The organism is Phytopseudomonas daroniae (assembly GCF_004327285.1).
GTDB lineage: Bacteria > Pseudomonadota > Gammaproteobacteria > Pseudomonadales > Pseudomonadaceae > Aquipseudomonas > Aquipseudomonas daroniae.
The window spans coordinates 183,760-210,475 of the sequence record NZ_QJUI01000004.1; the positions used below are offsets into that span (position 1 = coordinate 183,760).

At 62.9% G+C, this 26,716-nt stretch carries 20 protein-coding genes; 12 read left to right on the forward strand and 8 right to left on the reverse strand.

Translation table 11 applies throughout. The features are described from left to right. Positions 1–228: 228 nt before the first annotated feature. The 4 genes from DNK06_RS06060 to DNK06_RS06075 all read right to left on the reverse strand — a co-directional run bounded on the left by DNK06_RS06060 (position 229) and on the right by DNK06_RS06075 (position 4,529). Positions 229–1,533: a TRAP transporter large permease gene (locus tag DNK06_RS06060; protein ID WP_131179137.1), complete on the reverse strand. Its 1,305-nt coding sequence runs from the start codon at positions 1,531–1,533 to the stop codon at positions 229–231. Between the two features lie 60 nt (positions 1,534–1,593). Next, complete coding sequence (locus tag DNK06_RS06065; RefSeq protein WP_131176336.1) at positions 1,594–2,097, reverse strand: TRAP transporter small permease; 504 nt, start codon at positions 2,095–2,097, stop codon at positions 1,594–1,596. A gap of 131 nt (positions 2,098–2,228) precedes the next feature. Continuing rightward, entirely contained in the window at positions 2,229–3,215 is a 987-nt protein-coding gene (locus tag DNK06_RS06070; RefSeq protein ID WP_131179138.1) for a TRAP transporter substrate-binding protein, read from the reverse strand. A 369-nt stretch (positions 3,216–3,584) separates the two neighbouring features. Continuing rightward, complete coding sequence (locus DNK06_RS06075) at positions 3,585–4,529, reverse strand: LysR family transcriptional regulator (RefSeq protein ID WP_131179139.1); 945 nt, start codon at positions 4,527–4,529, stop codon at positions 3,585–3,587. A gap of 274 nt (positions 4,530–4,803) precedes the next feature. On the opposite strand from DNK06_RS06075, the gene DNK06_RS06080 reads away from it, so the two are divergent. The 12 genes from DNK06_RS06080 (at position 4,804) to DNK06_RS06135 (ending at position 18,704) form a co-directional block, all read left to right on the forward strand. Then, a complete protein-coding gene (locus DNK06_RS06080) occupies positions 4,804–6,021 on the forward strand; it encodes an OprD family porin (protein WP_131179140.1) in 1,218 nt (405 codons plus the stop codon). A gap of 431 nt (positions 6,022–6,452) precedes the next feature. Then, positions 6,453–8,336: a methyl-accepting chemotaxis protein gene (locus DNK06_RS06085; protein ID WP_131179141.1), complete on the forward strand. Its 1,884-nt coding sequence runs from the start codon at positions 6,453–6,455 to the stop codon at positions 8,334–8,336. Positions 8,337–8,532: 196 nt separating this feature from the next. After that, positions 8,533–9,285, forward strand: coding sequence for a 5-oxoprolinase subunit PxpA (locus DNK06_RS06090; RefSeq protein ID WP_131179142.1), 753 nt, complete (start codon positions 8,533–8,535; stop codon positions 9,283–9,285). Continuing rightward, positions 9,282–10,001, forward strand: coding sequence for a 5-oxoprolinase subunit B family protein (locus tag DNK06_RS06095; protein WP_131179143.1), 720 nt, complete (start codon positions 9,282–9,284; stop codon positions 9,999–10,001). The genes DNK06_RS06090 and DNK06_RS06095 overlap by 4 nt, the downstream gene beginning before the upstream one ends. Beyond that, positions 9,998–10,933: a 5-oxoprolinase subunit C family protein gene (locus DNK06_RS06100; RefSeq protein ID WP_131179144.1), complete on the forward strand. Its 936-nt coding sequence runs from the start codon at positions 9,998–10,000 to the stop codon at positions 10,931–10,933. Before DNK06_RS06095 ends, DNK06_RS06100 begins: the two co-directional genes overlap by 4 nt. 120 nt (positions 10,934–11,053) lie before the next feature. Beyond that, a complete protein-coding gene (locus DNK06_RS06105) occupies positions 11,054–12,013 on the forward strand; it encodes an AAA family ATPase (protein ID WP_131179145.1) in 960 nt (319 codons plus the stop codon). Continuing rightward, positions 12,013–12,966 (forward strand): DUF58 domain-containing protein, encoded by a 954-nt coding sequence (locus tag DNK06_RS06110; RefSeq protein ID WP_131179146.1) that lies wholly within the window; start codon positions 12,013–12,015, stop codon positions 12,964–12,966. The genes DNK06_RS06105 and DNK06_RS06110 overlap by 1 nt, the downstream gene beginning before the upstream one ends. Continuing rightward, the gene (locus DNK06_RS06115) at positions 12,963–13,457 is read left to right on the forward strand and encodes a DUF4381 domain-containing protein (RefSeq protein WP_131179147.1); all 495 of its coding nucleotides are present in this window, start codon (positions 12,963–12,965) and stop codon (positions 13,455–13,457) included. The genes DNK06_RS06110 and DNK06_RS06115 overlap by 4 nt, the downstream gene beginning before the upstream one ends. Next, positions 13,450–14,481, forward strand: coding sequence for a vWA domain-containing protein (locus DNK06_RS06120; protein ID WP_131179148.1), 1,032 nt, complete (start codon positions 13,450–13,452; stop codon positions 14,479–14,481). The genes DNK06_RS06115 and DNK06_RS06120 overlap by 8 nt, the downstream gene beginning before the upstream one ends. Then, positions 14,478–16,229, forward strand: a complete 1,752-nt coding sequence (locus DNK06_RS06125; protein ID WP_131179149.1) for a VWA domain-containing protein — start codon at positions 14,478–14,480, stop codon at positions 16,227–16,229. Before DNK06_RS06120 ends, DNK06_RS06125 begins: the two co-directional genes overlap by 4 nt. Then, positions 16,226–17,866, forward strand: coding sequence for a BatD family protein (locus DNK06_RS06130; RefSeq protein ID WP_131179150.1), 1,641 nt, complete (start codon positions 16,226–16,228; stop codon positions 17,864–17,866). The genes DNK06_RS06125 and DNK06_RS06130 overlap by 4 nt, the downstream gene beginning before the upstream one ends. Before the next feature lie 13 nt (positions 17,867–17,879). Further along, positions 17,880–18,704 carry an AraC family transcriptional regulator gene (locus DNK06_RS06135; protein WP_131179151.1) on the forward strand — a complete coding sequence of 275 codons (825 nt, stop codon included), beginning with the start codon at positions 17,880–17,882 and terminating at the stop codon, positions 18,702–18,704. A gap of 464 nt (positions 18,705–19,168) precedes the next feature. Here DNK06_RS06135 and DNK06_RS06140 read toward each other — a convergent pair whose 3' ends face one another. The 4 genes from DNK06_RS06140 to DNK06_RS06160 all read right to left on the reverse strand — a co-directional run bounded on the left by DNK06_RS06140 (position 19,169) and on the right by DNK06_RS06160 (position 26,270). Then, positions 19,169–21,547, reverse strand: a complete 2,379-nt coding sequence (locus tag DNK06_RS06140; RefSeq protein ID WP_131179152.1) for an efflux RND transporter permease subunit — start codon at positions 21,545–21,547, stop codon at positions 19,169–19,171. A gap of 19 nt (positions 21,548–21,566) precedes the next feature. Next, positions 21,567–22,613 carry a WD40/YVTN/BNR-like repeat-containing protein gene (locus tag DNK06_RS06145; protein ID WP_131179153.1) on the reverse strand — a complete coding sequence of 349 codons (1,047 nt, stop codon included), beginning with the start codon at positions 22,611–22,613 and terminating at the stop codon, positions 21,567–21,569. A gap of 306 nt (positions 22,614–22,919) precedes the next feature. Then, entirely contained in the window at positions 22,920–24,281 is a 1,362-nt protein-coding gene (locus DNK06_RS06155; protein WP_131179154.1) for a DUF1329 domain-containing protein, read from the reverse strand. Between the two features lie 15 nt (positions 24,282–24,296). Beyond that, on the reverse strand, positions 24,297–26,270 hold the full coding sequence (locus DNK06_RS06160; protein WP_131179155.1) for a DUF1302 domain-containing protein: 1,974 nt from the start codon (positions 26,268–26,270) through the stop codon (positions 24,297–24,299). Positions 26,271–26,716 lie beyond the last annotated feature (446 nt).

A 26,716-nucleotide genomic window follows, 5' to 3' on the forward strand; every position in this document is an offset into this window, starting at 1 on the left:
GTATGTGCGATTCGTGTTCCATGTCCTAGTTCAACCTTAGACCGGGCTTACCTAAACGCCATAACGATGACTCGCTGGTCATAAGTGCCGCCTGAGCTTAACGACAGTGCATGCGCCAGCGCTTGCGATGCGGCGACATTTTCGTTCACCAGGGCCCTGTGAATGTAACAAGGCCCCACACAGCATGCTGTGTGGGGCCTTGATGGAGAGAACGGCAGCGCTATCCCGTCAAGCGGCGGTCATGGCCTGCGGCAGCACCAGCACGATCTGCGGGAAGACGGTGATGATGATGGCCATGAACACCAGCAGCAGGAAAAACGGGAAACTGGCCTTGGCCACCGTCCACATGTCCTTGCCGGTGAGGTTCTGGATGACGAACAGGTTGAACCCCACCGGCGGCGTGATCTGCGCCATCTCCACGGTGAGGATGATGAAGATGCCGAACCACAGCAGATCGATACCCGCCGCCTGAACGGCCGGCAGAATCACCGCGGTGGCCAGCAGGATGATCGAAATCCCGTCCAGGCAACTGCCGAGGATGATGAAGAACACCATCAGCGCCAGCAGCAACACGTAAGGCGACATCTGCTTGGCGATGATCCAGTCGGCCAGCGCCGTCGGTAGCCCGGTGAAGCTCATCGCCGCGGTCAGGTAGGCCGCGCCCAGCAAAATGAAGAAGATCATGCACGAGGTGCTGACCGCGCCGAGCAGGCTCGACATGAAGGTATCCACCGTCAGCGAGCGCGAGTACAGGGCGATGGCCAGCGCGCCGACCACGCCCAGCGCCGCGGCCTCGGTGGCAGTGGCGATACCGCTGTAGATCGAACCGATCACCGAGATGATCAGCACCACCACGGGAATCAGCAGGCGTGCACGACGCAGTTTTTCCCGCAGCGGCAGGGCTGGCTCTTGCGCAGGCAACTGATCGGCGTTGATCTTCGACCAGATCATCAGGTAGCCGGAGAAGATCGCCAGCAACAGCAGACCGGGCAGGATGCCGGCGATGAACAAGCGCGAAACCGAAACCTGAGCGCCTACCGCGTAGACGATCATCATGATCGACGGCGGGATCAGCAGGCCGAGGGTGCCGGCGCCGGCCAGCGAGCCCATGGAGATGCCTTGCGGGTAGCCGCGCGACTTGAGCTCGGGCAGGGAGATACGGCCAATGGTCGCCGCCGTGGCGGCGGACGAGCCGCTGACCGCGGCGAAGATGCCGCAGCCCAGTACGTTGACGTGCAGCAGGCGCCCCGGCAGCCCGCGAACCCAGGGCGAAAGCCCTTTGAACATGTCTTCCGAAAGCTTGGTGCGATAGAGAATCTCGCCCATCCAGATGAACAGCGGCAGCGCCGTCAGCGTCCAGCTGGCACTGGCCGTCCAGCTGCTGGAGGCGAGGATCGAGCCGGCAGGTGCGCCACCGAACAACTCCATGCCGATGATGCCGACCCCGAGCAGCGACAAGGCCACCCAGACACCGCCGCCGAGCAGCGCGAACAGCGCCACCAGCAGGGTGATTGCAATGATTGTGTATTCCACGGCGAACTCACTTTTTATCAGGCGGCCTTGGCCACCGGGTCTATTCGTCAGGCGAGCTGCTTACTCGCTCATCACGCCAGGGGTTTCGTCTTCGAAACGGCGGCCCATGCACACCAGCACCAGGCGCTCGGTCATGGCGATCACCAGGATCGCGGTGCCCAGCACCATCGGCAGTTGCGGCAGCCACATCGGGATCGGCAGCAAGCCGGAGGACACTTCCTTGAATTGGTAGGACTCGAGCACGAACAGTGCGCAGTACCAGGCCAGGTAAGCGGCGATCACCAGCCCGACGATATTGCCGAGCACCTCGACGGCGAACAGGCAGCGGCGCGGCAGGATGCGAAACAGCAGCTCGACGCGAATGTGCGCGCCGCGCATCAACGCATAGGGCAACGCCAGGAAACCCGATGCGGCCATGCAATAGGCGGCGAATTCGTCGGTCGACGGAATCATGCTGCCGAACTGACGCGCCAGGATCTGCGCCACGATCAGCAGACAGATCAGCATCAGGAACACACCGGCAAGCATGCCGGACAGGGTATACAACTTACGTAGCCAACTCATGGCGCAAACGCCTCGCACGCGAAGGGAGCGATTGGCAAGGCGTCGCCACCTTGCGCGGTTCGGGGGATGAAAACGCCTGTGGGCTTTCACCACGATGGCAGCGAGCGTGAGCCACGCCCGCTGCCGCTTCATCACTTGCGATAGGCGTCGATGATCGCCTGGCCTTCATCGCCGGTGCGCTGCAGCCACTCGGCGGCCATGGTCGCCCCGATGCTTTCGAAGCCGCTTTCGACTTCCGCCGGCGCACTCTCGCTGACCTGCATGCCATGCTCGGCCAGGGTGGCGACCAGCTTGCCGGTTTCCGCCTCGGCTGCTGCCCAGCCTTGCTGCTCGGCACGCTCCGCCGCGGCCAGGACAGCCTGCTGCGAGGCTTCCGGCAGGCGGGCGAAGGCACGGGCGTTGACGATCACGAAGTTCTTCGGAATGAATGCCTTGACGTCGTAGTAGTACTTGGAGAAATCCCAGGCCTGGGTGTCGACGCCGGTGGTCGGCGAGGTGAGCATGCCGTTGATCATGCCGGTGCTGAAAGCCTGGGGCACTTCACCGGTGTTGATCACCGTGGGCACCGCGCCCATCAGCTCGGTCATGCGCGAGGTGGCCGGGTTGTAGGCGCGGAACTTCATGCCCTTGAAGTCGGCCATACTGCTGATCGGCGTCTTGGTGAAGATGCTCTGCGGCGACCAGGGCATGGCGTACAACAGCTTGATGCCTTGCTTCTCCAGGCGGGCCTCGACGGCTGGCCTGCTGACTTCCCAGAGCTTCTGCGCATCGGTGTAGTTGCGCGCCAGGAACGGTACGCTGTCGATCTCGTAGATCGCGTCTTCGTTGCCCAGTACCGACATCAGTACATCACCGAGTTGAACCTGGCCGGTCTGCACCGCCCGCTTGACCTCGGGACGCTTGAACAGCGACGAGTTGGCGTGCACGCGGATTTCCAGCTCGCCCGCGGTGGCGGTGGAAACCTCTTTGGCGAAGTCCTTGGCGACTTTGGTAATGGAGTTGCCATCCGGCTGTTCGACCGACATGTTCCAACGCTCAGCGGCCTGGGCGGAGATGCTCATCGTGCCCATGATGCAGGCCAGAACCGTCAGGCCGAAGCGAAACGAAGTTGTCTTCATGTGTTTCTCCAGATCAGAAAGGGGGACGCGGCGAACGGCCTTCAACCACTCGATGGCGCGACCCGGACACCACCCCAGCAAGGGCTGGCCCGGTGTTCAGCGTCAGAGACCCTCGAGATGCGCGGGACGTATCGGAAGCCGTTTTCGAGTCTCGTCAGATCGCCAAAGGCTGTCCAACTAGAAAAAACGGGGGTGCATGATCAGAAATCGTTATGGGATAAAACGAGGCGCAGCAGAGCCCCTGCGCACTACTAAAGGGCAAAAAACAGATAACAGATAGTCGAAACATTCGTTCTCGCGATGATTCCGCACAGACAGCGAGCGCCACTCTATAAAAAGGGAGCGCGCTCAACGCTGCGACGAATCCGTTCAGGCGGTCTTGCGCTCCAGGCAATGACTGGCCAATGTCACCCGCTCATCGCCCATTTCCTCGCTGTACTGCGCCAGCACCTCCGGAGTCAGGGCGACGATGTCCTCGATCAGTTCGAGGCCCACGCCGCTGCGCCAGGTGGCGACGATATCCAGCGGTGGCGGCTGCGGCACGTCCGCGAGGATGCTCAGCACGCCAAGCTCCAGCTCCTTGCTGACCAGCGAGGCCGGCAAGGCACCGATACCGAAGCCATCGCGGATCAGCCGGGTCATCGCCGCGACCGAGTTGACGCAGCTGATACGCGGAGAAACCACGTTGCCGGCATGCAGCAGGTTGAGGATGTCCTGGTGCGGCCGCGAGTTCTTCGAAAAGGTGATGATGCGCTCGCGAGCGAGCTCGTCCATGGAGGTGAATGGCCGGTGATAGAGCGAGCCGGTGGGCACGATCCATTGCACCGGATAGCGCGCCAGCTCCAGGTTGCGCACGCTGTCGCCGCGCATCACATCGGTCTGGAAGATGATGTCCAGATAGCCTTTCTGCAGTTGCTCGCAGAGGTTGCGCGAGGTGTCGGCAGTCAGCTCGATCTCCACCGCCGGGTAACACTCCATGATCTTTGCTACGAACGAACTCAGCCAGGTGTGAATGACGGTATCCATCGCGCCCACGCGGATGCGCCCCTGGATGCTGCTGGCATCGTTGATCGACTGTTTCATGGCCTGCATGGTGTCGATCATCTGCTCGGCGTACTCGAGCACCTTCTGCCCCTCGGGGGTCAGCGACACACCTTTGGAATCACGCAGGAACAGGCGTGTACCCAACTCGTCTTCAAGCGCGGCGATGCGGCTGGAAATGGACGCCTGGGTGCTGAACAGCTTCTCCGCGGTCAGGCGAAAACTCTTCAGGCGAGCGACCCATACGAAGGTCTCGAGAAATCTCAGGTTCATGGCGACTAGCCCCGGCGATGAAAGTAATGCGGGCGATAAGAAGCCTGCAACGGCGGCAGTGGAAGCAGTTTGCATGCCAGCCACCCCGCCATCGCCCTGTTTTAGCGCATCGACTTTTCTTATGGGCCGCCACCGGTTTTTCTCGTTGGACGCTCTCGGCCGCGGCTACCAAGAATGCAGCGCCGTACCGTCCACCTAACAAGAACGATAAATCGCGCACTGCCAAGCAGACGGAACATACCGCTGCGCGCTCAACCATCAGGAGAGACTCCGCATGACACCGTCCACCCGCATGGCCGCCCTGCTGCTCGCCAGCAGCGTACCCGGCCTGGCCAACGCCGACTTCATCGGCGACAGCAAGGGCAGCCTGGAGCTGCGCAATTTCTACTTCAACCGTGACTTCCGCCAGGAAGGCGCCCGTGAAAAGGCCGAGGAATGGGCCCAGGGCTTCCTGCTGCGTGCCGAGTCCGGTTATACCGAGGGCACCGTTGGCGTAGGCATCGATGCCCTGGGCATGCTCGGCCTGAAACTCGACTCCGGCGACGGCACCGCAGGCAGCGGTCTGCTGCCGGCCGATGGCTCCGGCGGCTCGCAGGACGAGTACTCCAAGCTGGCACTCACCGCCAAGGCGAAGATTTCCAACAGCACCCTCAAGGTCGGCGCCCTGCACTTCCGCAGCCCGATCGTATCGGCCAACGACTCGCGCCTGCTGCCGCAAACCTTCCAGGGCGCGCTGCTGAACGTGCAGGAAATCGACAGGCTGACCCTGCAAGGCGGCAAGATCAACCGCATCAAGGCCAACAGCTCCACCGACTACACCGAGATGACCGCCAACCGCATCGGTGGCAGCAGCGACTCGTTCGTGTTCGGCGGCGGTGATTACAAGATCACCCCCGAACTGACCGCCGGCCTGCACTACGGCACCCTCGAAGACGTCTACCAGCAGTACTACGGCACCCTGGTGCACCTGCTGCCGCTGGGCGAAGGCCAGTCACTGAAAACCGACCTGCGCTACTCGCAGAGCCGTGAAGACGGCAACTTCCGCGACATCGACAACAAGGCCTTCGGCGCCATGCTCACCTACACCCTGGGCGGCCACGCCATCGGTGCCGGCTACCAGCGCATGAGCGGCGACGATCCGTTTCCCTATATCGCCAGCAGCGACCCGTTCCTGGTCAACTTCGTGCAGATCGGCGATTTCGCCAACGCCGAAGAGCGTTCCTGGCAGGCACGCTACGACTACAACTTCGCCGCCATCGGCCTGCCCGGCCTGACCTTCATGACCCGCTACATCTCCGGCGACAACGTCGCCGTAGCCGCAGGCAACGATGGCAAGGAGTGGGAACGCAACATGGATATCGCCTACACCATCCAGTCCGGTGCGCTGAAGAACCTCAACCTGAAATGGCGCAACGCCACGGTTCGTTCCAACTTCGGCAACGATCTGGACGAAAACCGCCTGATCCTGAGCTACAGCATGCCTCTGTGGTGAGTAACCGCGGGGGCCAATGCTCAGCCATTGGCCCCCGCGCCACGAACAAATCATTGATCGGCTTTAAAGTTCTACAGTCATGCAGGGTCTGTTGACGTTTCAGCACGACCGCGCCGGTGCCCGTTTTGTCGCGAGGCAAGGCACGAGCCGCGAAGTTTGGCTGGCCAAATGAGCCGGCGAGAAACGCCGCATCGCGACAAAACGGGCCCGGCCCTTCGGGTGGGGCCGCCTAGGTTGCGCGGGAAATCTCGCCATGCGTCGTTGGAGGACTTGAAAAGGGAACAACCATTCCCTGCGCCCTCCGCCTAGCGGATCGCCGCCCGGCCTGGCGAGATTTCTCGCAGCAACGCGGCTTGTGCTGAAACGTCAACAAACCCTAGCAACCTAGGGTAGAGTCCACGCAAAACAATAAAGCCAACAAGGGAACCACCATGCCGTTCTTCCTTTCCTGGAAGCAGAAGTTCCGTCTGCTCATCCTCATTACCCTCTCCAGTCTGGCATTGATGACGGCCTCCTCGTTCTGGGCCAGCCAGCGACTCGACCACGCCCTGCAGGCCCGCGAGAACGCCACCGCCTATGCAGGGGCTTCTGCCACACTGATGAATCAGTGGCTGAAGCTCGGTGCCGAGCGGCGCGCCCTGACCCCGGAAGGAGAAGCCGACTTCCAGGCCAGCCTGACCGCCCTCGCGGATATGTCACGCCAGTACGCCGAACGCGCCACCAGTCTGGACGACCCGAGCATCACCCAGGAGGCCCAGTCGATCGAGCAACTGCTGCAGGACGATATACGCCTCCAGGAAACCTGGCTGGGCTTGTCTCGCGATCTTGGCCTGACGCCCTTCGACGGCAAGCGCGCGCACCTGGCCGAGAGTGCCAAGGAGCTGGAGCAAATAACCATCAGCCTGATCCAGCCCTTCGTCGTCGAGGCCCTGAACAATCAGCGCGACTACCTGGCCACCTTCAACCCCACCTACGCCCAGCGCGTGCATGCGGCCGTGAGCGAACTGCAGGCCAAGGTCGTCGACCTGGACTGGCAGGACACCCAGGTCGGCCAGTCGGTCAACGCCTTCACCCAGGCCTTCGCCGCGGCGGACGCACTGATCCTGCGTATCAGCGACACCGAGAAACAGCTGCTCGATCAGGGCCGCCAGATCGACGCGGCCATCGGCGAGCAAAACACTCGTCTGCAGCAAGGCGTGCTCGCGCGCACCACACAACAGGCCGAACAGGCGCGCAGCACCGCCAATTGGGCCATGGGCCTGACCTTCGTACTGGTCTCGCTGTTCATGCTGATCACCCTCAGTCAGGCCTCGCGTCTGCTGATGGCTCAGTTGGACAAGGTGATCCGCCTGCTCTCCCAGGTTGCCGCCGGCAATCTCACCGCACGCATCGAGGTTGGCCAGAACCCCAAGGATGAATTCAACCTGCTGGGTAGCGCCTCCAACCAGATGACAGTGGGTATCGCCGGCGTCATTCGCCAGGTGGTCGATGGCAATCAGCAGCTCAACCAGTTGCACAACTACCTCAATGACGCCATGCGCCGTCTCGAGGAGAACAGCACCCAGGTGGAGATGCAGACCGAACAGGCGGCGTCCGCTTCGCAGCAGATATCCGCCACGGTCAACGAAATGGCCCAGCGCACCAACGATGTCGGCAACGCCACCCAGGCGGCCTATCAATCGGCGCGCAACGGCGCTGCGGTGATAGTCGCCAGCGCCGACAACATGCGCCGCCTGTCGCAGTTGATCCAGGACACCCATACCCAGGTCAGTGCCCTGACCCAGTCGAGCGGCAAGGTCACCAGCATCATCGACGTGATCAACGGCCTGGCCGACCAGACTAACCTGCTGGCGCTCAATGCCGCCATCGAGGCCGCCCGCGCGGGCGAGGCCGGCCGGGGCTTCTCGGTGGTGGCCGATGAGGTGCGCTCACTGGCGCAGAAGACCGTGGCGGCGACCACCGACATCGCGGTGATCGTCAACGACCTGCGCCAGCAGACCCAGCGTATGGACGACCTGATGGTCAGCGGCCTGAGACTGGCCAGTGAAGGCGAACGCAGCTCCGGCGAGGTGGCTCGGGCCATCGATGGCATCACCGGTTCCATGGAGCACCTGAGCGCGGAAATGAGCCAGGTGGTGGTGGCCATCGAACAGATCTCCAGCACCACCGAGGAGATCGCCGCCAAGGTCGAGGACATCAACCTGCACACCGGCAAGACCAAGACCCTGCGCCTGAGCCTGGACGAACACACCCAGAGCCTGTCGCACCAGGTCGAGGCGCTGACCACCAGCGCCAATCAGTTCCGCATCGCCTGAACCCCGTCACCTGCTCGCCGCGACCGTCAGCCGACGCGTCGCGGCAGCCCCTCCATCGACTTTTCCTATCTCCAGCGGCCGCTTTAATTAGTTGGACGCCTCGCCCGTGGCACTGAAAAATGCCAATCAGGGTCATAAGACGTATCCACCTACGCCGACTCTACATGTGAACGTAGAACGCACAGAGGACATCACCTTGAACAGCCTGCTCCTGAATTGCGATATCGGTGAAAGCTTCGGTGCCTGGAAAATGGGCCTGGATGCCGAGGTCATGCCCTTCATCGACTGCGCCAATATCGCCTGCGGTTTCCACGCCTCGGATCCCAGCACCATGGCCAAGACCGTCGCCCTGGCCGTGGCCCATGACGTGCGGATCGGCGCCCATCCGGCCTACCCGGATCTGGTCGGTTTCGGCCGCCGTTCCATGGACTGCTCGCCCAAGGAGGTCGAAGACCTGCTGCTCTATCAGGTCGGCGCTCTGGAGGGTATCTGCCGCAGCCAGGGTACCCGTGTCAGCTACGTCAAACCCCACGGTGCCCTGTACCAGGACATGATGCGCAAACCTGAAATCCTGCGGGCGGTGATGCGCGCCGTGGCGGCCTATGACAGCAGCCTGCCGGTGATGCTCATGACCACCCGCGACAACACCCAGGCCCAGGCCATCGGCGACGAGTTCGGCATCACCCTGTGGTTCGAGGCCTTCGCCGACCGCGCCTATGACCCCGCCGGCTTCCTGGTTTCGCGTGCCCTGCCCGGCGCCGTGCACCATGACGCCGAGACCATCGTCAACCAGGCCACCACCCTGGCGCGCGGCGAAGCCCTGGTAGCCAGCGATGGCAGCGCGCTGAACCTGCAGGCCCATACGCTCTGCGTGCACGGTGACAACGCCGGTTCGGTGGCCGCGGTGCAGCGTATTCGCGAGGCCTTCGACGCCCTGGGGCGGGCATGACAGTGAGCGTACCGACACCGAAGATCGAGATCGCCGGGATCGATGCCCTGATCCTGCGACTGTTCGAGCAGATCGATGAAAGCAACATGCCCTGGCTGCTGGCTGCCAGCGAACGCCTGCGCCAGTGCTTCGGCGACGCGCTGATCGATCTGGTGCCCTCCTACACCACCCTGCTGCTGCAATACGACCTCGAAGCCCTCGATCCGATGCAGGCCAAAGCGCTGATCGCCGAAGCCTTCAGTGACCTGCAACCAGCCACTACCGGCGCCGGGCGCTGCCACACCCTGGCCACCTGGTACGACGCCAGCGTTGGCCCGGAACTGCCCTTGCTGGCCAAACGCAGCGGGCTCAGCGAGGCCGAAGTGATCCAGCGTCACACGGCGCGCGAGTACCAGGTGTTCGCCCTCGGCTTCGCGCCGGGCTTCGCCTTCATGGGTTTGGTGGAGGATGCCTTGGCCACACCGCGGCTGAGCACCCCGCGCAAGCGCATCGCGCCGGGCAGCGTCGGCATCGCCGATCGCCAGACCGCGGTCTACCCGGTGGTCTCGCCCGGTGGCTGGAACCTGCTGGGGCGTACTCCGGCAAAACTGTTCGACCGCGAGATCGACGGCTACAGCCTGATGCGTCCGGGTGATCGTGTGCGCTTCGTGGCCATCGAACATGCCGAATTCATTCGCCTCGGCGGCGACGATACCCCTCTGGAGCGCGCGCCATGAACCCTCAACATGATCGCGGTGGCCTGCGTGTACTGCGTAGCAACCCCTTCGCCCTGCTGCAGGACGCCGGCCGCTTCGGCGTGCGTCACCTCGGCGTGACCCAGGGTGGCGCCCTGGACTGGATCTCCCTGCGCTGGGCCAACTGGCTGCTGGGCAACGATCTCAATGCGGCAGTGGTGGAAATCACCCTGGGCAATCTCAGCCTGTGCTGCGAACGGGATGGTGAGCTGGCCCTGGCCGGTGCCGACCTGGGCGCCACCCTGGACGGCCAGCCCCTGGCGCCCTGGCGCAGCTTCAGGGTGAGCAAGGGCCAGCGCCTGGATTTCGTCCAACCGGTGAATGGCGCGCGGGCCTACCTGGCAGCGCCTGGTGGTTTTCTTGCCGAGCCGGTGCTCGGTAGCCGTGCCACGGTGGCCCGCGAAGCCCTCGGCGGCCTGCATGGCGATGGCCAGGCACTGGCGCAGGATGATCAGCTTGACTGGCAGGGCCAGGCCGGCACGCCACGGCAGATCCCCACCGGGCGAATCCCACGTTTCACGCCCTCGCCGCGCCTGGAACTGATACTGGGCGCACAGATCGGCGACTTCAGCGGCCAGAGCCTGTTCGATGCCTTCAACACGACCTGGATCATCGACGCCCGCGCCGACCGCATGGGCGTACGCCTGAACGGCCCGCAGTTGCAGTGTCAGCATTCGGCGATGGTCTCCGAAGGTATCCCCCTCGGTGCCGTACAGGTGCCTGCCGATGGCCAGCCGATCATTCTGCTCAACGACCGCCAGACCATCGGCGGCTACCCGCGCCTCGGCGCCCTCACCCCACAGGCCGTCGCCCGCCTGGCCCAGTGCCTGCCCGGCGAAACGTTGCAACTCGCACCCAGCCAGCAAACCAGCGCCCAGCAGCGCCATCGCCAACTGTTGGCGCAGTGGCAGTGAAGTCGTGATGCCCGTGGCATAAGACATGGGCGTCGATGGCTTAACCCCCTCCCCTTCGATTATCATGGTCGGCCCTGACGAGCGGTGGTCGTCGCTCGCGATTTCCATCTTGGAAAACCTATGGAACACAGAGACGCGCTGCTCGCCCTTCGCCACTTTCTCGCCAGCCAGATCCTCGGTCAGGAAAAACTCATCGATCGCCTGCTGATCGCCCTGCTGGCCGACGGTCACATGCTGGTCGAGGGCGCTCCCGGCCTGGCCAAGACCAAAGCGATCAAGGAACTGGCCGAAGGCATCGAGGCGGAGTTCCACCGCATCCAGTTCACTCCGGATCTGCTGCCCGCCGATATCACCGGCACGGAAATCTATCGCCCGGAAACCGGCAGCTTCGTGTTCCAGCAGGGGCCGATCTTCCACAACCTGGTGCTCGCCGACGAGATCAACCGCGCACCGGCCAAGGTGCAGTCGGCGTTGCTCGAAGCCATGGCCGAGCGCCAGGTGTCGGTAGGCCGCAGCACCTACGACCTGTCGCCGCTGTTCCTGGTCATGGCCACGCAGAACCCCATCGAGCAGGAAGGCACCTACCCCCTGCCGGAAGCCCAGCTCGACCGCTTCCTGATGCATGTGAAGATCGGCTTCCCCGACGCCAGCGTGGAGCGCAAGATCCTCGCCCAGGCGCGTGGCGAGGCGCTGCACGGTGAAACCAAACCCGATCACCGCCTGAGCCAGCAGGCGATCTTTGCCGCCCGCAAGGAAATCCTCGGTCTGTACATGGCCGACGCGGTGGAAGAGTACCTGGTGCAGCTGGTGATGGCCTCACGTACGCCGGGCAAGTTCGACGCCGAACTGGCCGAGTGGATCGCCCACGGTTCCAGCCCACGCGGCTCCATTTCCCTGGATCGCTGCGCACGCGCCCACGCCTGGCTGGCTGGCCGGGAATTCGTCAGCCCGGAAGACATTCAGGCGGTGCTGTTCGACGTGCTGCGCCACCGCATCATCCTGTCGTTCGAAGCGGAAGCCTCGGGTATCGATCAGGATCGCGTGATCCAGCGCATTCTCGACGTGGTCGCGGTGGCCTGATGCAACCGCACGCGGATAACCCTGAGCTGCAGGCGGGCATCCGTACCGATCTCAAGCAACTGATCGACATGCGTCACCGCGTGCGCGAAGTTCATCTGTTCTCCACGCCCGGTCAGCACAGCCCGCTGATCGGCCTGCACCATTCGAAACTGCGCGGGCGCGGTGTGGATTTCGACCAGGTGCGAGTCTATCAGCCCGGCGATGATGTGCGCACCATCGACTGGCGCGTAACCGCGCGCACCCAGGAGCCGCATACCAAGCTGTTCCACGAAGAGCGCGAGCGGCCGATCTACATTCTCGTGGAGCAGAGCCGCCAGTTGTTCTTCGGCTCCGGATTACTGTTCAAATCGGTGCTCGCAGCCCGCGCCGCCAGCCTGATCGGCTGGGCCGCACTAGGCCATAACGACCGCATCGGCGGCCTGGTATTCGGTGGCCAGGATCATCACGAAATCAAACCGCGGCGCAGCAAGCAGAGCCTGCTGCAACTGCTCAGCCGCCTGGCCCGCGCCAACCAGGCGCTGTCTGGCGAGGCGCCGGTCTATCGGGACAGCTTCGGTCAGGCCCTGCGCCGTGCTCGCGAGGTGCTGCGCCCCGGTAGCCTGGTGGTGATCCTGTGTGACGAGCGCACCCTGAGCGATAGCAGCGAGCAACAGTTGGTTCTGCTCGCCCGGCACACCGATCTGTTGCTGCTGCCAGTGTCCGACCCTCTGGATCACGCCCTGCCCATTTCCGGTTTACTGCGTTTCGCCGATGGCGATGCACAACTGGAAGTGGACACCGAAGACACCGACCTGCAGCACAGCTATCGCGCCCAGGCGCAGGCCCGTCAGGCGCGCTGGCAGCGCCTGGCGCAGAAGCTCGGCGTACCGCTGCTGTCGCTGTCCACCGCTTTTGAGCTGGTCGAGCAGTTGCGCGAGCACCTGAACAACCTGCGCTCCGGTAAATCGGCATGAATCCGCTGGATCAACTCGAACCGCTGCTCGCACCAGCCGCCGTCGGCTGGTGGCCGCCCGCACCCGGCTGGTGGCTGCTCGCCTTGCTACTACCAGCTCTGCTGTGGGGCGCCCGGCGCCTGCTCGAGCGGCTGCCCAAGCTGCGGCGCAAACAAACCAGCGAACAGCCCCTGGATCCGCTGCGTGAAGCCGCGCTGCAAGAGCTGCAACACCTCAGCAAACCCTACGACGGCGCCCCTGCCGGGCCCTGGCTGCAACAAATCAACGGGCTACTCAAACGCCTGTGTCGCGAACGTTATCCGGACAGCCACAGCCATACCCTGAGCAGCCGTGCCTGGCTGGCGTTTCTCGATAACCGCTGCCCGGCGGCCGGCCTGACACGCTGGATGATTCTGGTCGAAGGCGCCTACAAACCGCAGTGCAACCTGGATGACAAGGCCATCGAAGACCTCAACCAGGCCGTCGCCATCTGGATCCGCAAGCATGTTTGAGTTCGCCTGGCCGTGGATCTTCCTGCTCGCGCCGCTGCCCTGGCTGCTGCGCCTGTGGTTGCCACCAGCCGACAGTGGCGAAGCGGCATTGCAGGTGAGCTTTCTCGGTGAGCTGGAAAACCTCTCCGGTCGCCGCGCCCGCCTGCGCTTGCCACCCTGGAAGAAACAGGTGCATTTCGCCCTGCTCTGGCTGTTGCTGCTCGGCGCCGCCGCACGCCCTGAATGGGTCGGCGAACCCTTGCCGCTGCCCGCCAGCGGGCGTGATCTGCTGATCGCCGTGGACGTATCCGGCTCCATGGATTACGCCGATATGCGCTGGGAGGACGAAGAAGTCAGCCGCCTGACGCTGGTCAAACACCTGATCGGTGATTTCATCGAAGGCCGCACCGGCGATCGGGTCGGGCTGATCCTGTTCGGCAGCCAGGCCTATCTGCAGGCGCCGCTGACCTTCGATCGTCAGACCGTGCGTACCTGGCTCGACGAAGCGGTAATCGGCATCGCCGGTAATAACACCGCCATCGGCGATGCCATTGGCCTGGCCGTCAAGCGTCTGCGCCAGCGACCCGCCCACAGCCGCGTACTGGTGCTGATCACCGACGGCGCCAACAATGGCGGCGAAATCGAGCCGATGACCGCTGCACGCCTGGCTGCCGAAGAAGGCGTGACCATTTATCCCATCGGCATCGGTGCCGACCCGCAGCAAGGCGGCAACTTCGCCGCGTTTGGTTTCAATCCGAGCCTGGATCTGGACGAGCCGACCTTGCGCGCCATCGCCGAACTCAGCGGCGGCGAATACTTCCGGGCTCGCGATCAGAGTGAGTTGCAAGCCATCGAAACGACCCTCGATCACCTTGAGCCCGTGGCCCAGCAACCCACACTGGCGCGCCCTGCCCTGGCGCTTTATGCCTGGCCCCTGGCAGCGGCTGTGCTGCTCAGCCTGGCTCTGGTGATGCGTAACCTGTTGCCACAACTGCGCCAACAGTGGCTCACCCTGATGCAGCGGGTGAGGCGCAAGACACCATGATCGAATTCTCCGGCCTGTGGCCCCATTGGCTACGCCCCTTTTGGCTGTTGTTGCTGCCACTGATGGCCTGGCTGCTGTGGCTGCTGGCTCACCGGGAAAAACGCAGCGGCCGTTGGCAAACGCTGCTGCCGCCAGCCTTCCATGCCGTGCTGCTGCGCGGTGGCCAGGGGCGTAGCAGTCGCCTGCCATGGATCGCTCTCGGTCTGGCCTGGCTGCTGGCTACTCTGGCGCTGCTCGGCCCTAGCTGGCAGCGCGTGGAACAGAATGATCTGAAGCCGGCAGATCCACTGGTGGTCATGCTCGAACTGACCCCGCAGATGCTGGCCAGCGACGCCTCGCCGAACCGCCTGGCCCAGGCACGTCGCAAGCTGCTCGATCTGCTGCAGGCACGCGGCGATGCGCAGACCGCCATCGTCGTGTATGCCGGCAGCGCTCACACCGTCGTACCGCTATCGGATGACCTGGGCACCAGCCGAAACCTCCTCGAAGCGCTCAAGCCATCGATCATGCCGGAACCGGGCAAGCGCGCCGACCTCGCAGTGGCCAAGGCCCTCGAACTGCTCAAGGGTGGCGCCCAGGGCCTGGGCCGCCTGTTGCTGATCACCAGCAGCCTCGACGAAAGCGAACGCAGCGCCATCAGGAACCTGCTAGGCAGCCGCGGCGAGCGCCTGCGCATCCTTGGCGTCGGCAGCAGCGAGGGCGCGCCGATCATTCAGGAAGACGGCACCTTCATGAAGGACGACCAGGGCGCCATCCTCATGCCCCGCCTGGACGCCGCAGGGTTGAGCCAATTCGCCCGGGAGCTTGCTGGTCAGTACCGGGCAATCAGCCTCGACGAGCGCGACCTGCGCACCCTCGGCCTGCTCGATAGCCCGCAGCAGTTGCGCGACAACGGCCACAAGACCCAGCTGCGCAGTTGGGCCGATCAGGGTTATTGGCTGTTGCTACCCTTGTTGTTGCTGGCTGCCTGCGCCGGGCGCCGCGGCTGGCTGCTGTGTCTGCCGCTACTGTTGCTCGGTACGCCACAGGCGGGCATGGCCTTCAGCTTCGACGACCTCTGGCTGCGCGCGGATCAACAGGGCCAGCGCCTGCTCGAAGCACAGCGTCCCAAGGAAGCCGCCGAGCGGTTCAACGATCCGCAATGGCGCGGTCTGGCACTCTACGAGGCGGGTGATTATTCTGCCGCGGCCGAGCAATTCGCGCTGAGCGACAGCGCGGTCTCCTTCTACAACCGCGGCAATGCCCTGGCGCACAGCAACGAGCTGGAGGCCGCGGTGGATGCCTATGAACGAGCCCTGGAAATCGATCCGCAGTTGCTCCAGGCGGAAAAGAACAAGGCACTGGTGGAAGAACTGCTGCGCCAGCGTGAGCAGCAACAGGAACAACAGCAGAAAGACCAGCCAGACGAGCAGCCCGAACGCGACGAAAACGGCGAACAGCAGCAACCTGGCCAGTCTTCGGCGCCCACCCCGGACGAACGAAAGGACAGCCAGGGCCAGCCCGCCCCCCCGCAGGATGAGCAGCCGCCGAGCGACCCGCAAACGTCGCAAGGGCAGCCGTCCGAGGCGGACGAGAGCGCTGAATCGCCAGCACCCGACACGGGCACTTCCGAAGCCGACGCGCCGCTCGATAGCGAGCGCCGCCAGGCCCTGGAACAATGGCTACGGCAGATTCCCGATGATCCGGGCGAATTGCTGCGCCGCAAATTCTGGTATGAACAGCAACAGCGTCAGGAACAGCCACGATGACCCGCCTGCTCTGCACCCTGCTCTTTTGCCTGCTGGCGTTTCAGGCCAGCGCGCAGGATTTTATCGCCAGCGTCGACCGCAGCCGACTGAGCCTGGGCGAAAGCGTCGAGCTGATCCTGGAGTCCACGGATCCGACCCAGTTCGGCAAACCCGATCTGGCGCCGCTCAACGAACTGTTCGAGGTACTGGGTACCCGACAGGTCAATCGCCTCACCACCCAGAATGGCGAAACCCGCGCCACCGCCCGCTGGATCGTCACCTTGCGGCCACGCCACAACGGCTACGTCATCGTGCCACCGCTTCGTCTTGGCGACTCGCAAAGCCAGCCGATCAGCCTGCACGTGCTGGAGTCGGCCACCCAGAGCACGGATGAGCAAATGGCGCCGGTATTCATCGACGCCAGTCTGGATCACGAGAGCGTCTACGTGCAGGCGCAGAGCGTGCTGACGCTGCGCATCTATCACTCCGTATCGCTGTATGACGACAGCAGCCTGACACCGCTGGAAATCGCCGATGCCCGCGTCGAGTCCCTCGGCGAGCCGCGCACCTACGAGCAGGACATCGGCGGAGTTCGCCATGGTGTGATCGAACTGCGCTACGCCATCTTCCCGCAGAAGAGCGGCCAGCTGACCATTCCCGGCCAGATGTTCAGCGCCACCCTGGTCGACCGCTCCAACCGCAACGATTACCTGCCCTTCGGGCCGCGCCCCGGCAAGGTCACGCGGGTCGAATCACCGGAAATCCCCCTGACGGTCAAGGCCAAGCCCGCCGACTACCCCGCTGACGTGCCCTGGCTGCCAGCCCGTGCCCTCAGCCTGGCCGAGGCCTGGAGCCCGGAGCCAGGCCAGGTCAAGGTCGGCGACTCGCTGACCCGCAGCATGATGCTCAAGGCCGATGGTCTGTCCAGCGCGCAACTGCCGCCACTACCCGCGACCACGGTGGATGGCCTGCGCCGCTACCCGGATCAGCCGCAGTTGAACAACGAAAGCAGCGAACGCGGCCTGATCGGCAGCCGTGAAGAACGTGAAGCCCTGGTCGCCAGCAAGGCCGGCACGCTGGAGCTGCCGGCAGTCGAGGTGGTGTGGTGGAACACCCATGAGGATCGCCTGGAGCGTACCAGCCTGCCTGGGCGCAGCCTGGAAGTTGCGGCCGATCCGGCCATGAGCGTGGAGCAACCGGTGGAACCCCGCCCACGTAGCTCCGCTGCCGAGGACGTGCTGTTGTGGCCCTGGCAACTGAGCAGCGTGCTGTTCGCCCTGACCAGCGTGCTCGGCTTCGGCCTGTGGTGGCACGCCCGGCGCCAGCCAGCCATTCAGCGCGCGGTACAGAGCGATCCGAGCCCGCGCACCCTGCTCGACGACCTCAAGCGCGCCTGCCTGGCCAACGACACCCAGGCTACCCGCCAGGCCCTCGATGCCTGGGCACGCCAGCAACCGGAAACCCTGGCCGATATGGCAGCCCGCTTCGCGCCGCTATCGGAAGCCCTCGACGGTCTCAACGGTGCGCTCTACAGCGAAAGCGGCCAGCACTGGCAGGGCGCCCAATTGTGGCAAGCCATCGGCGAGTTGCCGGCGGCCGAGAAAACGCAGGAAAACGGCCAGGAAACCACCCAGCTGCCGCCCCTGTATCCGCGCTGAGCAGGAAAGACTGATGGACGAGCGACCCACCTCACCGGTTCCCAGTTTCTGGCGTGATGCCGCCCTGCCCTTTATAGAGCTGCGTTCGATCGAGGATGGTCGCCAGGTCTGCTACGGCAGGCACAGCCACGAGATTTTCTCCATCGGCGCGATCACCCGCGGCCAGAGCACCTACAGCAACCGCGATGTGGATCGGCACGTCTGCCAGGGCACCGTGGTGCTGATGAACCCGGGCGACGTGCACGCCTGCAATCCCATCGACGGCCAACCCTGGTCGTACCTGATGCTGTATATCGACCCACAGTGGCTGGGCCGCCTGCAGCACGATCAGGGGCTTGCCGACACTTCGGCTTTCCAGCGTTTCGCCTGCATCGTCAGCGAAGATGCCGAGCTGTACCAGGGCTTGCTGCAGCTTCGCGAAACGCTGCTCGATTTCGCGCTTGGTTCAAGCGACAAGGCAGCCCAGGCGACGGCCTTCTTCAGCCTTGCGCTGGAGCGGCTGACGCTGGAGGGCGACAGTGACGACAGCATCAACCCCCGGCTGGAACAGGCCGCTCGCCTGATCCATCAGCACTGCGGCGAAACACTCAAGCTCGATACCCTGTGCGAAGCCGCACAGCTGTCACCCTCACAACTGATCCGTGGCTTCAAGCAGCGCTACGGCATGACGCCCCACGCCTACCTGCTCAACCGCCGCATCCAGTTCGCCCACTCGCGCCTGAAGAGCGGAGCTCCGCTCGCCGAAGTCGCCCTGGAAGCCGGCTTCGCCGATCAGGCGCATTTCCAGCGCACCTTCAAACAGTTTCTCGCCGCCACCCCCGGCCAATACCGCGGCTGAACGCGTACACGTATAGACACTGTGGTTTGCCGCGATCCTGTAGCCGCGCCCCGCAGCAAATAGCGGCCACGACATGGATTCTATGGAGTGGCTACAATCGTTTCGCGCCGGGGGCAACGCTCCTACGCCTCTGACTCCGAGCAGGCTCTTGCAGGCCAAGAACCAAGACGGTATCTACGGTGCTTTAGAGCCTGTTCACAATCTCGCGAGCCAGAATCAAGGGTCATCTGACAGGACGCTACAAGGCGGTAGCGGCCTTTCGTAGGGTGGACGACGCTCCACCTACGCGGCCCGACCCGTCCACCGCTCTACTATCGCAATGGTGGACAAAAAGAGCGTTGTCCACCCTACATTGGAGTGAGGCAAATTACCCGGCAGCCACTCAGGCGTATTGAAGAAAACACGCACAGCCTTAAATGAGAAAACCGCGGCCAGGCCGCGGTTTCTTCACCCCATCGACGGCCTCAATGAGCCAGCAGCGAACCACCTTTCTTGCCTGCCAGCTTCTCCGGCTTGATCAGGAAATGCGCCAGAGCCGGCAACAACCACAAGGCACCGAACATGTTGACGATAAACATGAAGGTCAGCATCAAGCCCATGTCGGCCTGGAACTTGATTGCCGAGAACATCCATGTCGCTACGCCGATGGCCAGGCACAGGCCGGTGAACAATACCGCCTTACCGGTGGAGCGCAGGGTCTGGTAGTAGGCCTCCTGCAACGGCAGGCCAGCGCGCAGGAAGGTTTCCAGGCGGCTGTAGATATAGATGCCGTAGTCGACGCCGATGCCCACGCCCAGGGCGATTACCGGCAGGGTCGCGACCTTGACGCCGATACCGAGGAAGGCCATCAGGGCATTGCCGAGGATCGAGGTGAGGATCAGCGGCAGCACGATACAGATGGTCGCGGCGAAGGAACGGAAAGTGATCATGCACATGGCGCCCACGCACAGGTACACCAGAACCAGGATCAGCAGTTCGGACGTACTGATCACCTCGTTGGTGGCCGCTTCGATGCCGGCGTTGCCCGCAGCGAGCAGGAAGTGCACGTTCTCCGATTCATGCTCGGCGACGAAACCCTCGACCGCCGACACCGCGCGCTTCAGCGTCTCGGCCTTGTGATCTTCGAGGAACACCAGCACCGGCGCGACCGAGCAGTCGGCGTTGTACAGGCCGTCGGCACGGGCGATGGAGTTGTTGAGTACATCCTGGTTACGCGACAGGGTTTCCCATTTCAGGTTGCCCTCGTTCATGCCCTTGATCAGTTGCCGTGACACGCTGACCATGGAAATCGCCGACTGCACGCCGGGCGTGTTGTCCATCGTCCACATCAGCTCGTCCATGGCCGCCATGGCTTCGTAGGTCGAGCACCCTTCCGCCGCGGTCTTGACCATCACCACCAGCACGTCGGAGCTGGTCGAGTAGTTGCGAATGACGAAATCGTTGTCGAGGTTGTAGCGCGAATCCGGGCGCAATTCCGGCGCGCCTTGGTCGAGGTCGCCGATCTGCAGGTTCTGCTGCTGGTACCAGAAGCCGCCAATACCGGCGACCAAGGCCAGCGCCACGGAAACCGGCGCGACCCTGGAGCTGGCGAAGTTCGACAACAGGCGCCAGAACGGGTGTTCGCTCACCGCATCGCGCTTGCTGCGCTCCACCGCTTTGTTGCTGATACCGATATAGGAGATCGCCACCGGCAGCAGGATCAGGTTGGTGAAGACGATGACCGCGACACCGATGGACGCGCCGATGGCCAGTTCGCGGATCACGCCGATGTCGATCAACAACAGGGTGATGAAGCCGACGGCGTCGGCGAGGATAGCGATCATCCCCGGCAGGAACAGCTGCCGGAAGGTCAGCCGCGCTGCGGTCAGGGCGTTGTCGCAACCACCGGATTGCAGGGCGATGCCGTTGATCTTCTGCACGCCATGGGAGATGCCGATGGCGAAGATCAGGAACGGCACCAGCATCGAATACGGGTCGAGCCCGAAGCCGACCGAATGCATCAGCCCCAGTTGCCAGCCGACCGCCACCAGGGTGGTGATCAGCACGGCGATGGTGCTGCGGATGCACCAGGTGAACCAGTACAGCAGCACGAAGGTGATCAGCAGTGCCACGCCGAAGAACAGCGCCACCATGACCAGGCCATCGATCAGGTCGCCGACCTTCTTGGCGAAACCGATGATGTGCACCTGCACGTCCGGATTCTGCGCCTGGTACTTGCTGCGGATCTTCTCTTCCAGCTGATGGGAAAAGGCCTGGTAGTCGAGGGTGACCAGGCGCCCCTGATCCTCGGGATCCGGATAGGACTCGAGCAACGGCACGTCGATGATGCTCGACTGGAAGTTGTTCGCTACCAGGCGGCCGATCTGCCCGGACTTGAGCACGTTGCTGCGCAGCTCTTCCAGGCTCTGCGGGCTGCCGTCGTAGGTCTGCGGAATCACTTCGCCACCGGCGAAGCCTTCCTCGGTCACTTCGGTCCAGCGCACGCTGGGGCTCCACAGCGATTTCAGCCCCGAGCGGTCGACGCCCGGAATGTAGAAGACTTCGTCGTTGATCAGACGCAGCGTCTCCATATACTCCTTGCTGAAGATGTCGCCATTCTTGGCTTCCACGGAAATGCGCACGGTATTGCCGAGGTTGGCCAGGTCGTTGCGGTGCTCCATCATGTTCTGGATGAACGGATGGCTCAGCGGAATCATCTTCTCGAAGCTGGTGGAGGGCCGAACCTGAGTGGCCTGGAAGAACAGAAAGATGCTGACCAGCAGGCAGATCAGAATCACCGCCGGCCGGTTGTTGAAGATCAGGCGCTCAAGCAGGCTAGCCTTGTCTTGGTGATGGTTACTCATCGAACACTACCCCAGCTTGTTATTGTTGGCCTGGATTGGCACCGGTCGACGAGGTCAGGCGTACGCCGCCCTGCCCCACCAGAATCAGCTTGCCATCGGCACCTGCGGTCACACCCGCCAGAGACACCCGATCCGGGCGATTGAATACGCTGAAGCTGTGGCCGTGATCGCTGCTCTTGAGCACGCTGCCGCCATGCCCGACCACCACGATGCTGCCGTCGTCGAGCAAGGCTGCGTTGGCCAGGCCGAACTCCAGGGTGCCACCACTGGCAGTGGCGAGTGGGATCTGCTGCCAGCTGTCGCCGCCATCTGCGGAGTGGAACAGGTGACCGCGCAAGCCATACACCAGCAGGCTCTGTGGCTCGCCAGTGGCCAGCACGCCGAACAGCGAGCCCTGGTAAGGGCCTTCCAGGGTTTCCCAGGTTTCGCCGCCATCGACGGAACGGAACAGGCTGCCCATCTCGCCGACGATGAACAGGCCCGTGTCCTTCACCTCGGTGATGGCGTTGAGGTGATAGGCGTCCTCGTTGTCGAGACGGTCGCTGACGTCTTCCCAGGTTGTGCCGCCGTCGGTAGTTTCCAGAAGCGCACCGTAGGCGCCAATGGCGAAGCCGTGCTGCAGATCCGTGAACCACAGGTCGAGCAGCGGCGCCTCGCGCTGCAGATCCTCGAACTGCTTGACCCAGGTCGTACCACCGTCGCGGGTAGCGAGCACCAGTGCGTCATGACCGACCGCCCAACCGTGCTTGTCATCGACGAAGAACACCGCGGTGAGCATTTGCCGGGTCGGCACCTTGGCCTGCTCCCAGTTCGCACCCCCGTTATCGGAGTAGAGAATGTGGCCGCGCTCACCGACAGCGACCAGACGCTTGCCGGCATGGGCGATATCGAGCAGGAGGCTGGAAACGGCCTTTGTCGACGGCACCGAATAGATGGCGGCCTCGTCGGGGGCTTGCGCCTGCACGAGCGGCGCGGCGGCCACCAGCAGCGCGCATAGCGATAACACCTGCAGCACGGGCCGCACGGTTTTCCCGCTCCTGGTGCGCCGCAAAATGGGCTCACTCATACAAAACTCCCCCTCTTCTTGTTATTGCCAGCGCCTCTAGAGGGCAGCTCTAAAAACTACCTGCGTTGTCATCACTGCGTTAAAAACAGGCTCAAAATGCTCATTTACAGCTCGTAAACTCCGCTTTTTCGCCTGTTTTTTCCTTGTGCTGACTGCCTCGCTTACGTTTTTAGAGGTGCCCTAGAGCGCCACTTATGCTATCGGCCTTTGTGGATCTTGGTAGCCACCACGATCCGTTGTTTTGTAAGAAAAAGCCCGTGTTATCGACCGCGCGAATGACAGTCACGCTGCCTGTGCGTCATCGGCTCAGCGAGTCCCTCGGCGACGCAGCGCAGCCGGCGTGAAATAGCCGTCGCCGGCGATCGGCTGGCTGAAGTCGATGGTATTGGCTTCCTCATTGTCCAGATTCTGCACGTGGTAACGGCGGGCCTGGAGATCGTGGAACACATCCAGTGCAGACCAGGTAGTCGGCAGTTCGTAGTAGTTCTTCAGATACGCCAGAGACACGCGCCACAATTCACCGCGGCCATCGTACTGATCGACCACGGCGGCTTGCCAGCTGTCCTCGTCGAGGTACAGGGTGCGTTTGGAGTAGATATGCCGGGCGCCGGGTTTGAGCGTGCCCTCCACGACCCACACCCGGTGCAACTCGTTGCGGGTGAAGGCGGGATTGAGGTGACCGACCTGCAGCAGATCCTTGTATTTGACCTGCGGGCTGGTGACCTTGTAGTTGTTGTAGGGAATGTAGATTTCCTTCTTGCCGACCAGCTTCCAGTCGTAACGATCCGGTGCACCGTTGAACATGTCGGTGTCGTCGGCGGTACGCAGGCCATCGGCTGCGGAGATCGGCGTGTCGTAGGCGAGGTTCGGTGCCCGCCGCACCCGACGCTGGCCGGCGTTGTAACCCCAGGCCTGACGCGCCTCCTTGACCTGATCCAGGGTCTCGTGAACCAGCACCGCACCACCGGCCAGGCGCGCCGGGCTGCGGGTGAAGGACAGGTAGTAGAACAGGATGTTGTTCAGGTTGGCGTAGCTGCCCTTGGGGTCGTAGAACTTGAACATCGCCTCCTGCTGCGAGGTGACCAGCGAGTAGGAACCGTTGCGCTGTACTGCCACTTCCGAGGCACGTCGCACGATGTAGGTACCGCGGTAACGGGCGATATGATTCCACAACGCCTCGACCCCGCTCTGCGGGATCGGGAACGGAATTCCGCCATAGGCGTCGGCAAAGCCGTTGCCGCCATCGAGCAGCTTGGCGCTGACGGCGTTCTTCGCGGTGTTGTCGTAGACCCACTGCGGCGCCGAACCGGTGCGGCGGCTGGCGTACACCGGCATCTGGTAGCTGTCCGGGTAGGCCTCGAACAGCGCGATCTGCCCAGGGGTCAGGTTGTCCCGGTACTGCTGCAGGTTGGCCTTGGTGATGGTGAACAGCGGCTTGTCGTCAGCGAAAGGATCGACATGGTGCTTGCCCGAGCCCTGGTAGCCGGCCGGCGCCTGGGTGAGGCCGCCTGTCCACGCCGGAATGCTGCCCGTTGCGTTGCCGGCCTTTTCGCCGCCAAGCGGTGTCAGGCTGGTACCCAGCCTGGCCGCTTCCTGAGGCGAGACCGCCGCCAGACTGTTGCCGGCCAGCAGAACCAGCGCGACTGCAACGCCTTTGATGTTCAGCATCCTGTTTCTCCGTGATCAGAAGGAGTATTTGACGTTGGCGCCGATATTGTCGCGGTCGCGCACGGCGTTGTTGTTACCGCCACCGGAAAACTCGGTGTACTGCAGTTCGGCTTCCAGGCTGTTCATGTAGTGGGCTCGCATGCCCAGGGTGTACGCCTTGCGGCCTTCGATGAAATTGCCGGTCTGATAGGAGTTGCCCTCGAAGTCGTCCTTGTAGACGACGAAGGGCGACAGGTTGACCCCGGCAATCACATCGTTCCAGGTGCCGGACAACACCAGGGTGTATCCATAGGCATTCTTGTTGACCTGGTAGCTGCGGCCATAACCAAAGGCGTAGGACGAATCACCACGCCCGGCGTAGTAGCGGGTCGAACCGTCGTAAGCGGTGTACTTCAGGTCGCTGCCGCGCAAGTGCTCGGAGGCCAGCTCGGCCACGCCGGTCAAGGCATCGAAGCCCAGCGACGGGCCGAAGTTGTAGATCGTCCCCAGCGACGCGTTGTAGGCCTCGACGCGCTCGTAGTTATGAATTTCATCGCCAAGCTGCAGGTTGCTGCCACCGATGTTCACCAGCTGCCCCTGCACCAGCTGGGGTGCCTGACGCAGCAGATCGCCGAGCAGATCGTTGGTCGCGGCGATGCCGATCGGCAGGTTCGGCCGATACGACAGCTCACCGAATACCGAGGCATTGCCCAGGGTGGTATTGAAGCTGAAGCCGTACATGCGGATATCTTCGACGTACTCGCGGCGGGCATTGACCCGGTTGGCGGTATCGACGGTCGCGACGCCGTTGACGAGTCCCAAGAGTGTCTGCGCGGCCACGCTGCCAGAACCTGCCGCATTTACCAGAGAAGCGTAATCGGCGAAGCCGCTACTGCTGGCGACATTCGTAATGGCGTCCAGATCCAGTCCGGTGAACCCTTCCAGGTCGGCATGAACCGTTGGCTCTTTGGCGTGGTAATTGACGAAATAGAAGCCGAACTCCGTGGAGTTCAGTTGCTCGGCGATATAGCGGAACGCTACGCCAAACTGGCCATCGTCCTTGGCGTTGAGGTCGGAGCCGATAGTGGCGACCTTGAAATAACCATTGTTATCGAGATAACTGTTGCCCTGTAATCCACCAACACCCAGGGCACTCAACCCGGCGTAATTACCCCGAAAAGCGGGACTCCCCAAAGCCGGCATCCTGGAGTAAGCCGTGCTGCCCCCTTCGGCGAACAGATCGGTCTCGGAGAAGTAGCTGCCCACCGGATCGATGGCGGTTTCTTTCCAGTTGAACTGGTAGAAGGCTTCCATCGACAGGTTGTCGGTCAGGCCGATATTGAAACTGACCGCCTCGACGGGGATCAGCACTTCCTTGATTTCTGAACCTGGCAGACGGAAGCGCGCACCGTCCACCGGATTACTGGTGTTCACACCACCGCGGTAGAACACCCCCTCGCCCCAGTTGAACACCTGCCGCCCCAGGCGCGCGCTGAGCGGTCGCTCGGCGACATCCCAGTTGCCGTACACATAGGCGTCGAGAATCTGCGCATTACGCCCGGCCGAGTGCCGGGTGTCGCGGGTGAAGCTGTCATCACGGGGGAAGTTCTGGCTCGGCTGAGCGGGCCTGTCGCCGCTGTTGAAGTCGTTGCGCCTGTCCATGATCTGCATGTCGTAGAACGCCGTGCCACGCACGAAGAAGCCGTAGTTCTGGTAATTCATTTCCAGATCAGAGGTGATCTTCAATACTTCGGAAACCAGCCCGGTGTCGAAATTACGATTGCCGTCATTGACGTTGACGTCATCGTTGTTCTTGCTCTGCCCCTGCACGCGCCACAATTGCCCGTAAGACAGCGTGGTGTCGAGCGAGCCACTGATTTCGTTGTCGGCGAAGCTGAACTCCACCGCTTGCACGGGTACGGCGACCAGCAGCGGTAACACACTGGCCAGGGCATAGCCCGCCTTCGCCGGCATCAGGCGCAAGGCCGGCTCAAAGGACTTGATACGCATTGAATCTCTACTCCGCTGACAGACAGTCGTTATTATCCGGCCCATTTTTCGGAGGGCCTGGCGGACACCCCCTGCGGGGTGCCCTGTCATTACGCTGAACTGGCTGGCATCACTACCTTTTGCAGTGCAACCTTGGTGCCAATTCAAACGATCGTATTAGCCGAAAGCGCTTTTCCAGAGCAGCTCCGTACCGTCCTTTTATGACTGATCGTCCACTGATCAATAGTTGTCGATTACTGCCCATTAAACCGGTTCCCTCCCCAGAGAACGGTGCAAAGCGCACACAGCCGCACGCACTCGTCAACCGGCAGCGCGCGATATTAAGTGTGTCGACTTATAAGGAAGTAACTTTTGATTCCAACAGGTAACGAAAAAACGTTACTGCGGGAACGAACGGTAACATTCGGCCCGATGATGCGAGTGAAATCAAGTCAAACCGCTCTAGA

What these genes read in the sequence shown, in the direction of transcription:
- DNK06_RS06120 (WP_131179148.1), top strand. Translation starts at nt 13,450, where the DNA reads ATGTTTGAGTTCGCCTGGCCGTGGATCTTCCTGCTCGCGCCGCTGCCC.
- DNK06_RS06080 (WP_131179140.1), top strand. Translation starts at nt 4,804, where the DNA reads ATGACACCGTCCACCCGCATGGCCGCCCTGCTGCTCGCCAGCAGCGTA.
- DNK06_RS06065 (WP_131176336.1), bottom strand. Translation starts at nt 2,097, where the DNA reads ATGAGTTGGCTACGTAAGTTGTATACCCTGTCCGGCATGCTTGCCGGT.
- DNK06_RS06075 (WP_131179139.1), bottom strand. Translation starts at nt 4,529, where the DNA reads ATGAACCTGAGATTTCTCGAGACCTTCGTATGGGTCGCTCGCCTGAAG.
- DNK06_RS06115 (WP_131179147.1), top strand. Translation starts at nt 12,963, where the DNA reads ATGAATCCGCTGGATCAACTCGAACCGCTGCTCGCACCAGCCGCCGTC.
- DNK06_RS06095 (WP_131179143.1), top strand. Translation starts at nt 9,282, where the DNA reads ATGACAGTGAGCGTACCGACACCGAAGATCGAGATCGCCGGGATCGAT.
- DNK06_RS06140 (WP_131179152.1), bottom strand. Translation starts at nt 21,547, where the DNA reads ATGAGTAACCATCACCAAGACAAGGCTAGCCTGCTTGAGCGCCTGATC.
- DNK06_RS06100 (WP_131179144.1), top strand. Translation starts at nt 9,998, where the DNA reads ATGAACCCTCAACATGATCGCGGTGGCCTGCGTGTACTGCGTAGCAAC.
- DNK06_RS06125 (WP_131179149.1), top strand. Translation starts at nt 14,478, where the DNA reads ATGATCGAATTCTCCGGCCTGTGGCCCCATTGGCTACGCCCCTTTTGG.
- DNK06_RS06135 (WP_131179151.1), top strand. Translation starts at nt 17,880, where the DNA reads ATGGACGAGCGACCCACCTCACCGGTTCCCAGTTTCTGGCGTGATGCC.
- DNK06_RS06110 (WP_131179146.1), top strand. Translation starts at nt 12,013, where the DNA reads ATGCAACCGCACGCGGATAACCCTGAGCTGCAGGCGGGCATCCGTACC.
- DNK06_RS06160 (WP_131179155.1), bottom strand. Translation starts at nt 26,270, where the DNA reads ATGCGTATCAAGTCCTTTGAGCCGGCCTTGCGCCTGATGCCGGCGAAG.
- DNK06_RS06105 (WP_131179145.1), top strand. Translation starts at nt 11,054, where the DNA reads ATGGAACACAGAGACGCGCTGCTCGCCCTTCGCCACTTTCTCGCCAGC.
- DNK06_RS06070 (WP_131179138.1), bottom strand. Translation starts at nt 3,215, where the DNA reads ATGAAGACAACTTCGTTTCGCTTCGGCCTGACGGTTCTGGCCTGCATC.
- DNK06_RS06130 (WP_131179150.1), top strand. Translation starts at nt 16,226, where the DNA reads ATGACCCGCCTGCTCTGCACCCTGCTCTTTTGCCTGCTGGCGTTTCAG.
- DNK06_RS06145 (WP_131179153.1), bottom strand. Translation starts at nt 22,613, where the DNA reads ATGAGTGAGCCCATTTTGCGGCGCACCAGGAGCGGGAAAACCGTGCGG.
- DNK06_RS06155 (WP_131179154.1), bottom strand. Translation starts at nt 24,281, where the DNA reads ATGCTGAACATCAAAGGCGTTGCAGTCGCGCTGGTTCTGCTGGCCGGC.
- DNK06_RS06085 (WP_131179141.1), top strand. Translation starts at nt 6,453, where the DNA reads ATGCCGTTCTTCCTTTCCTGGAAGCAGAAGTTCCGTCTGCTCATCCTC.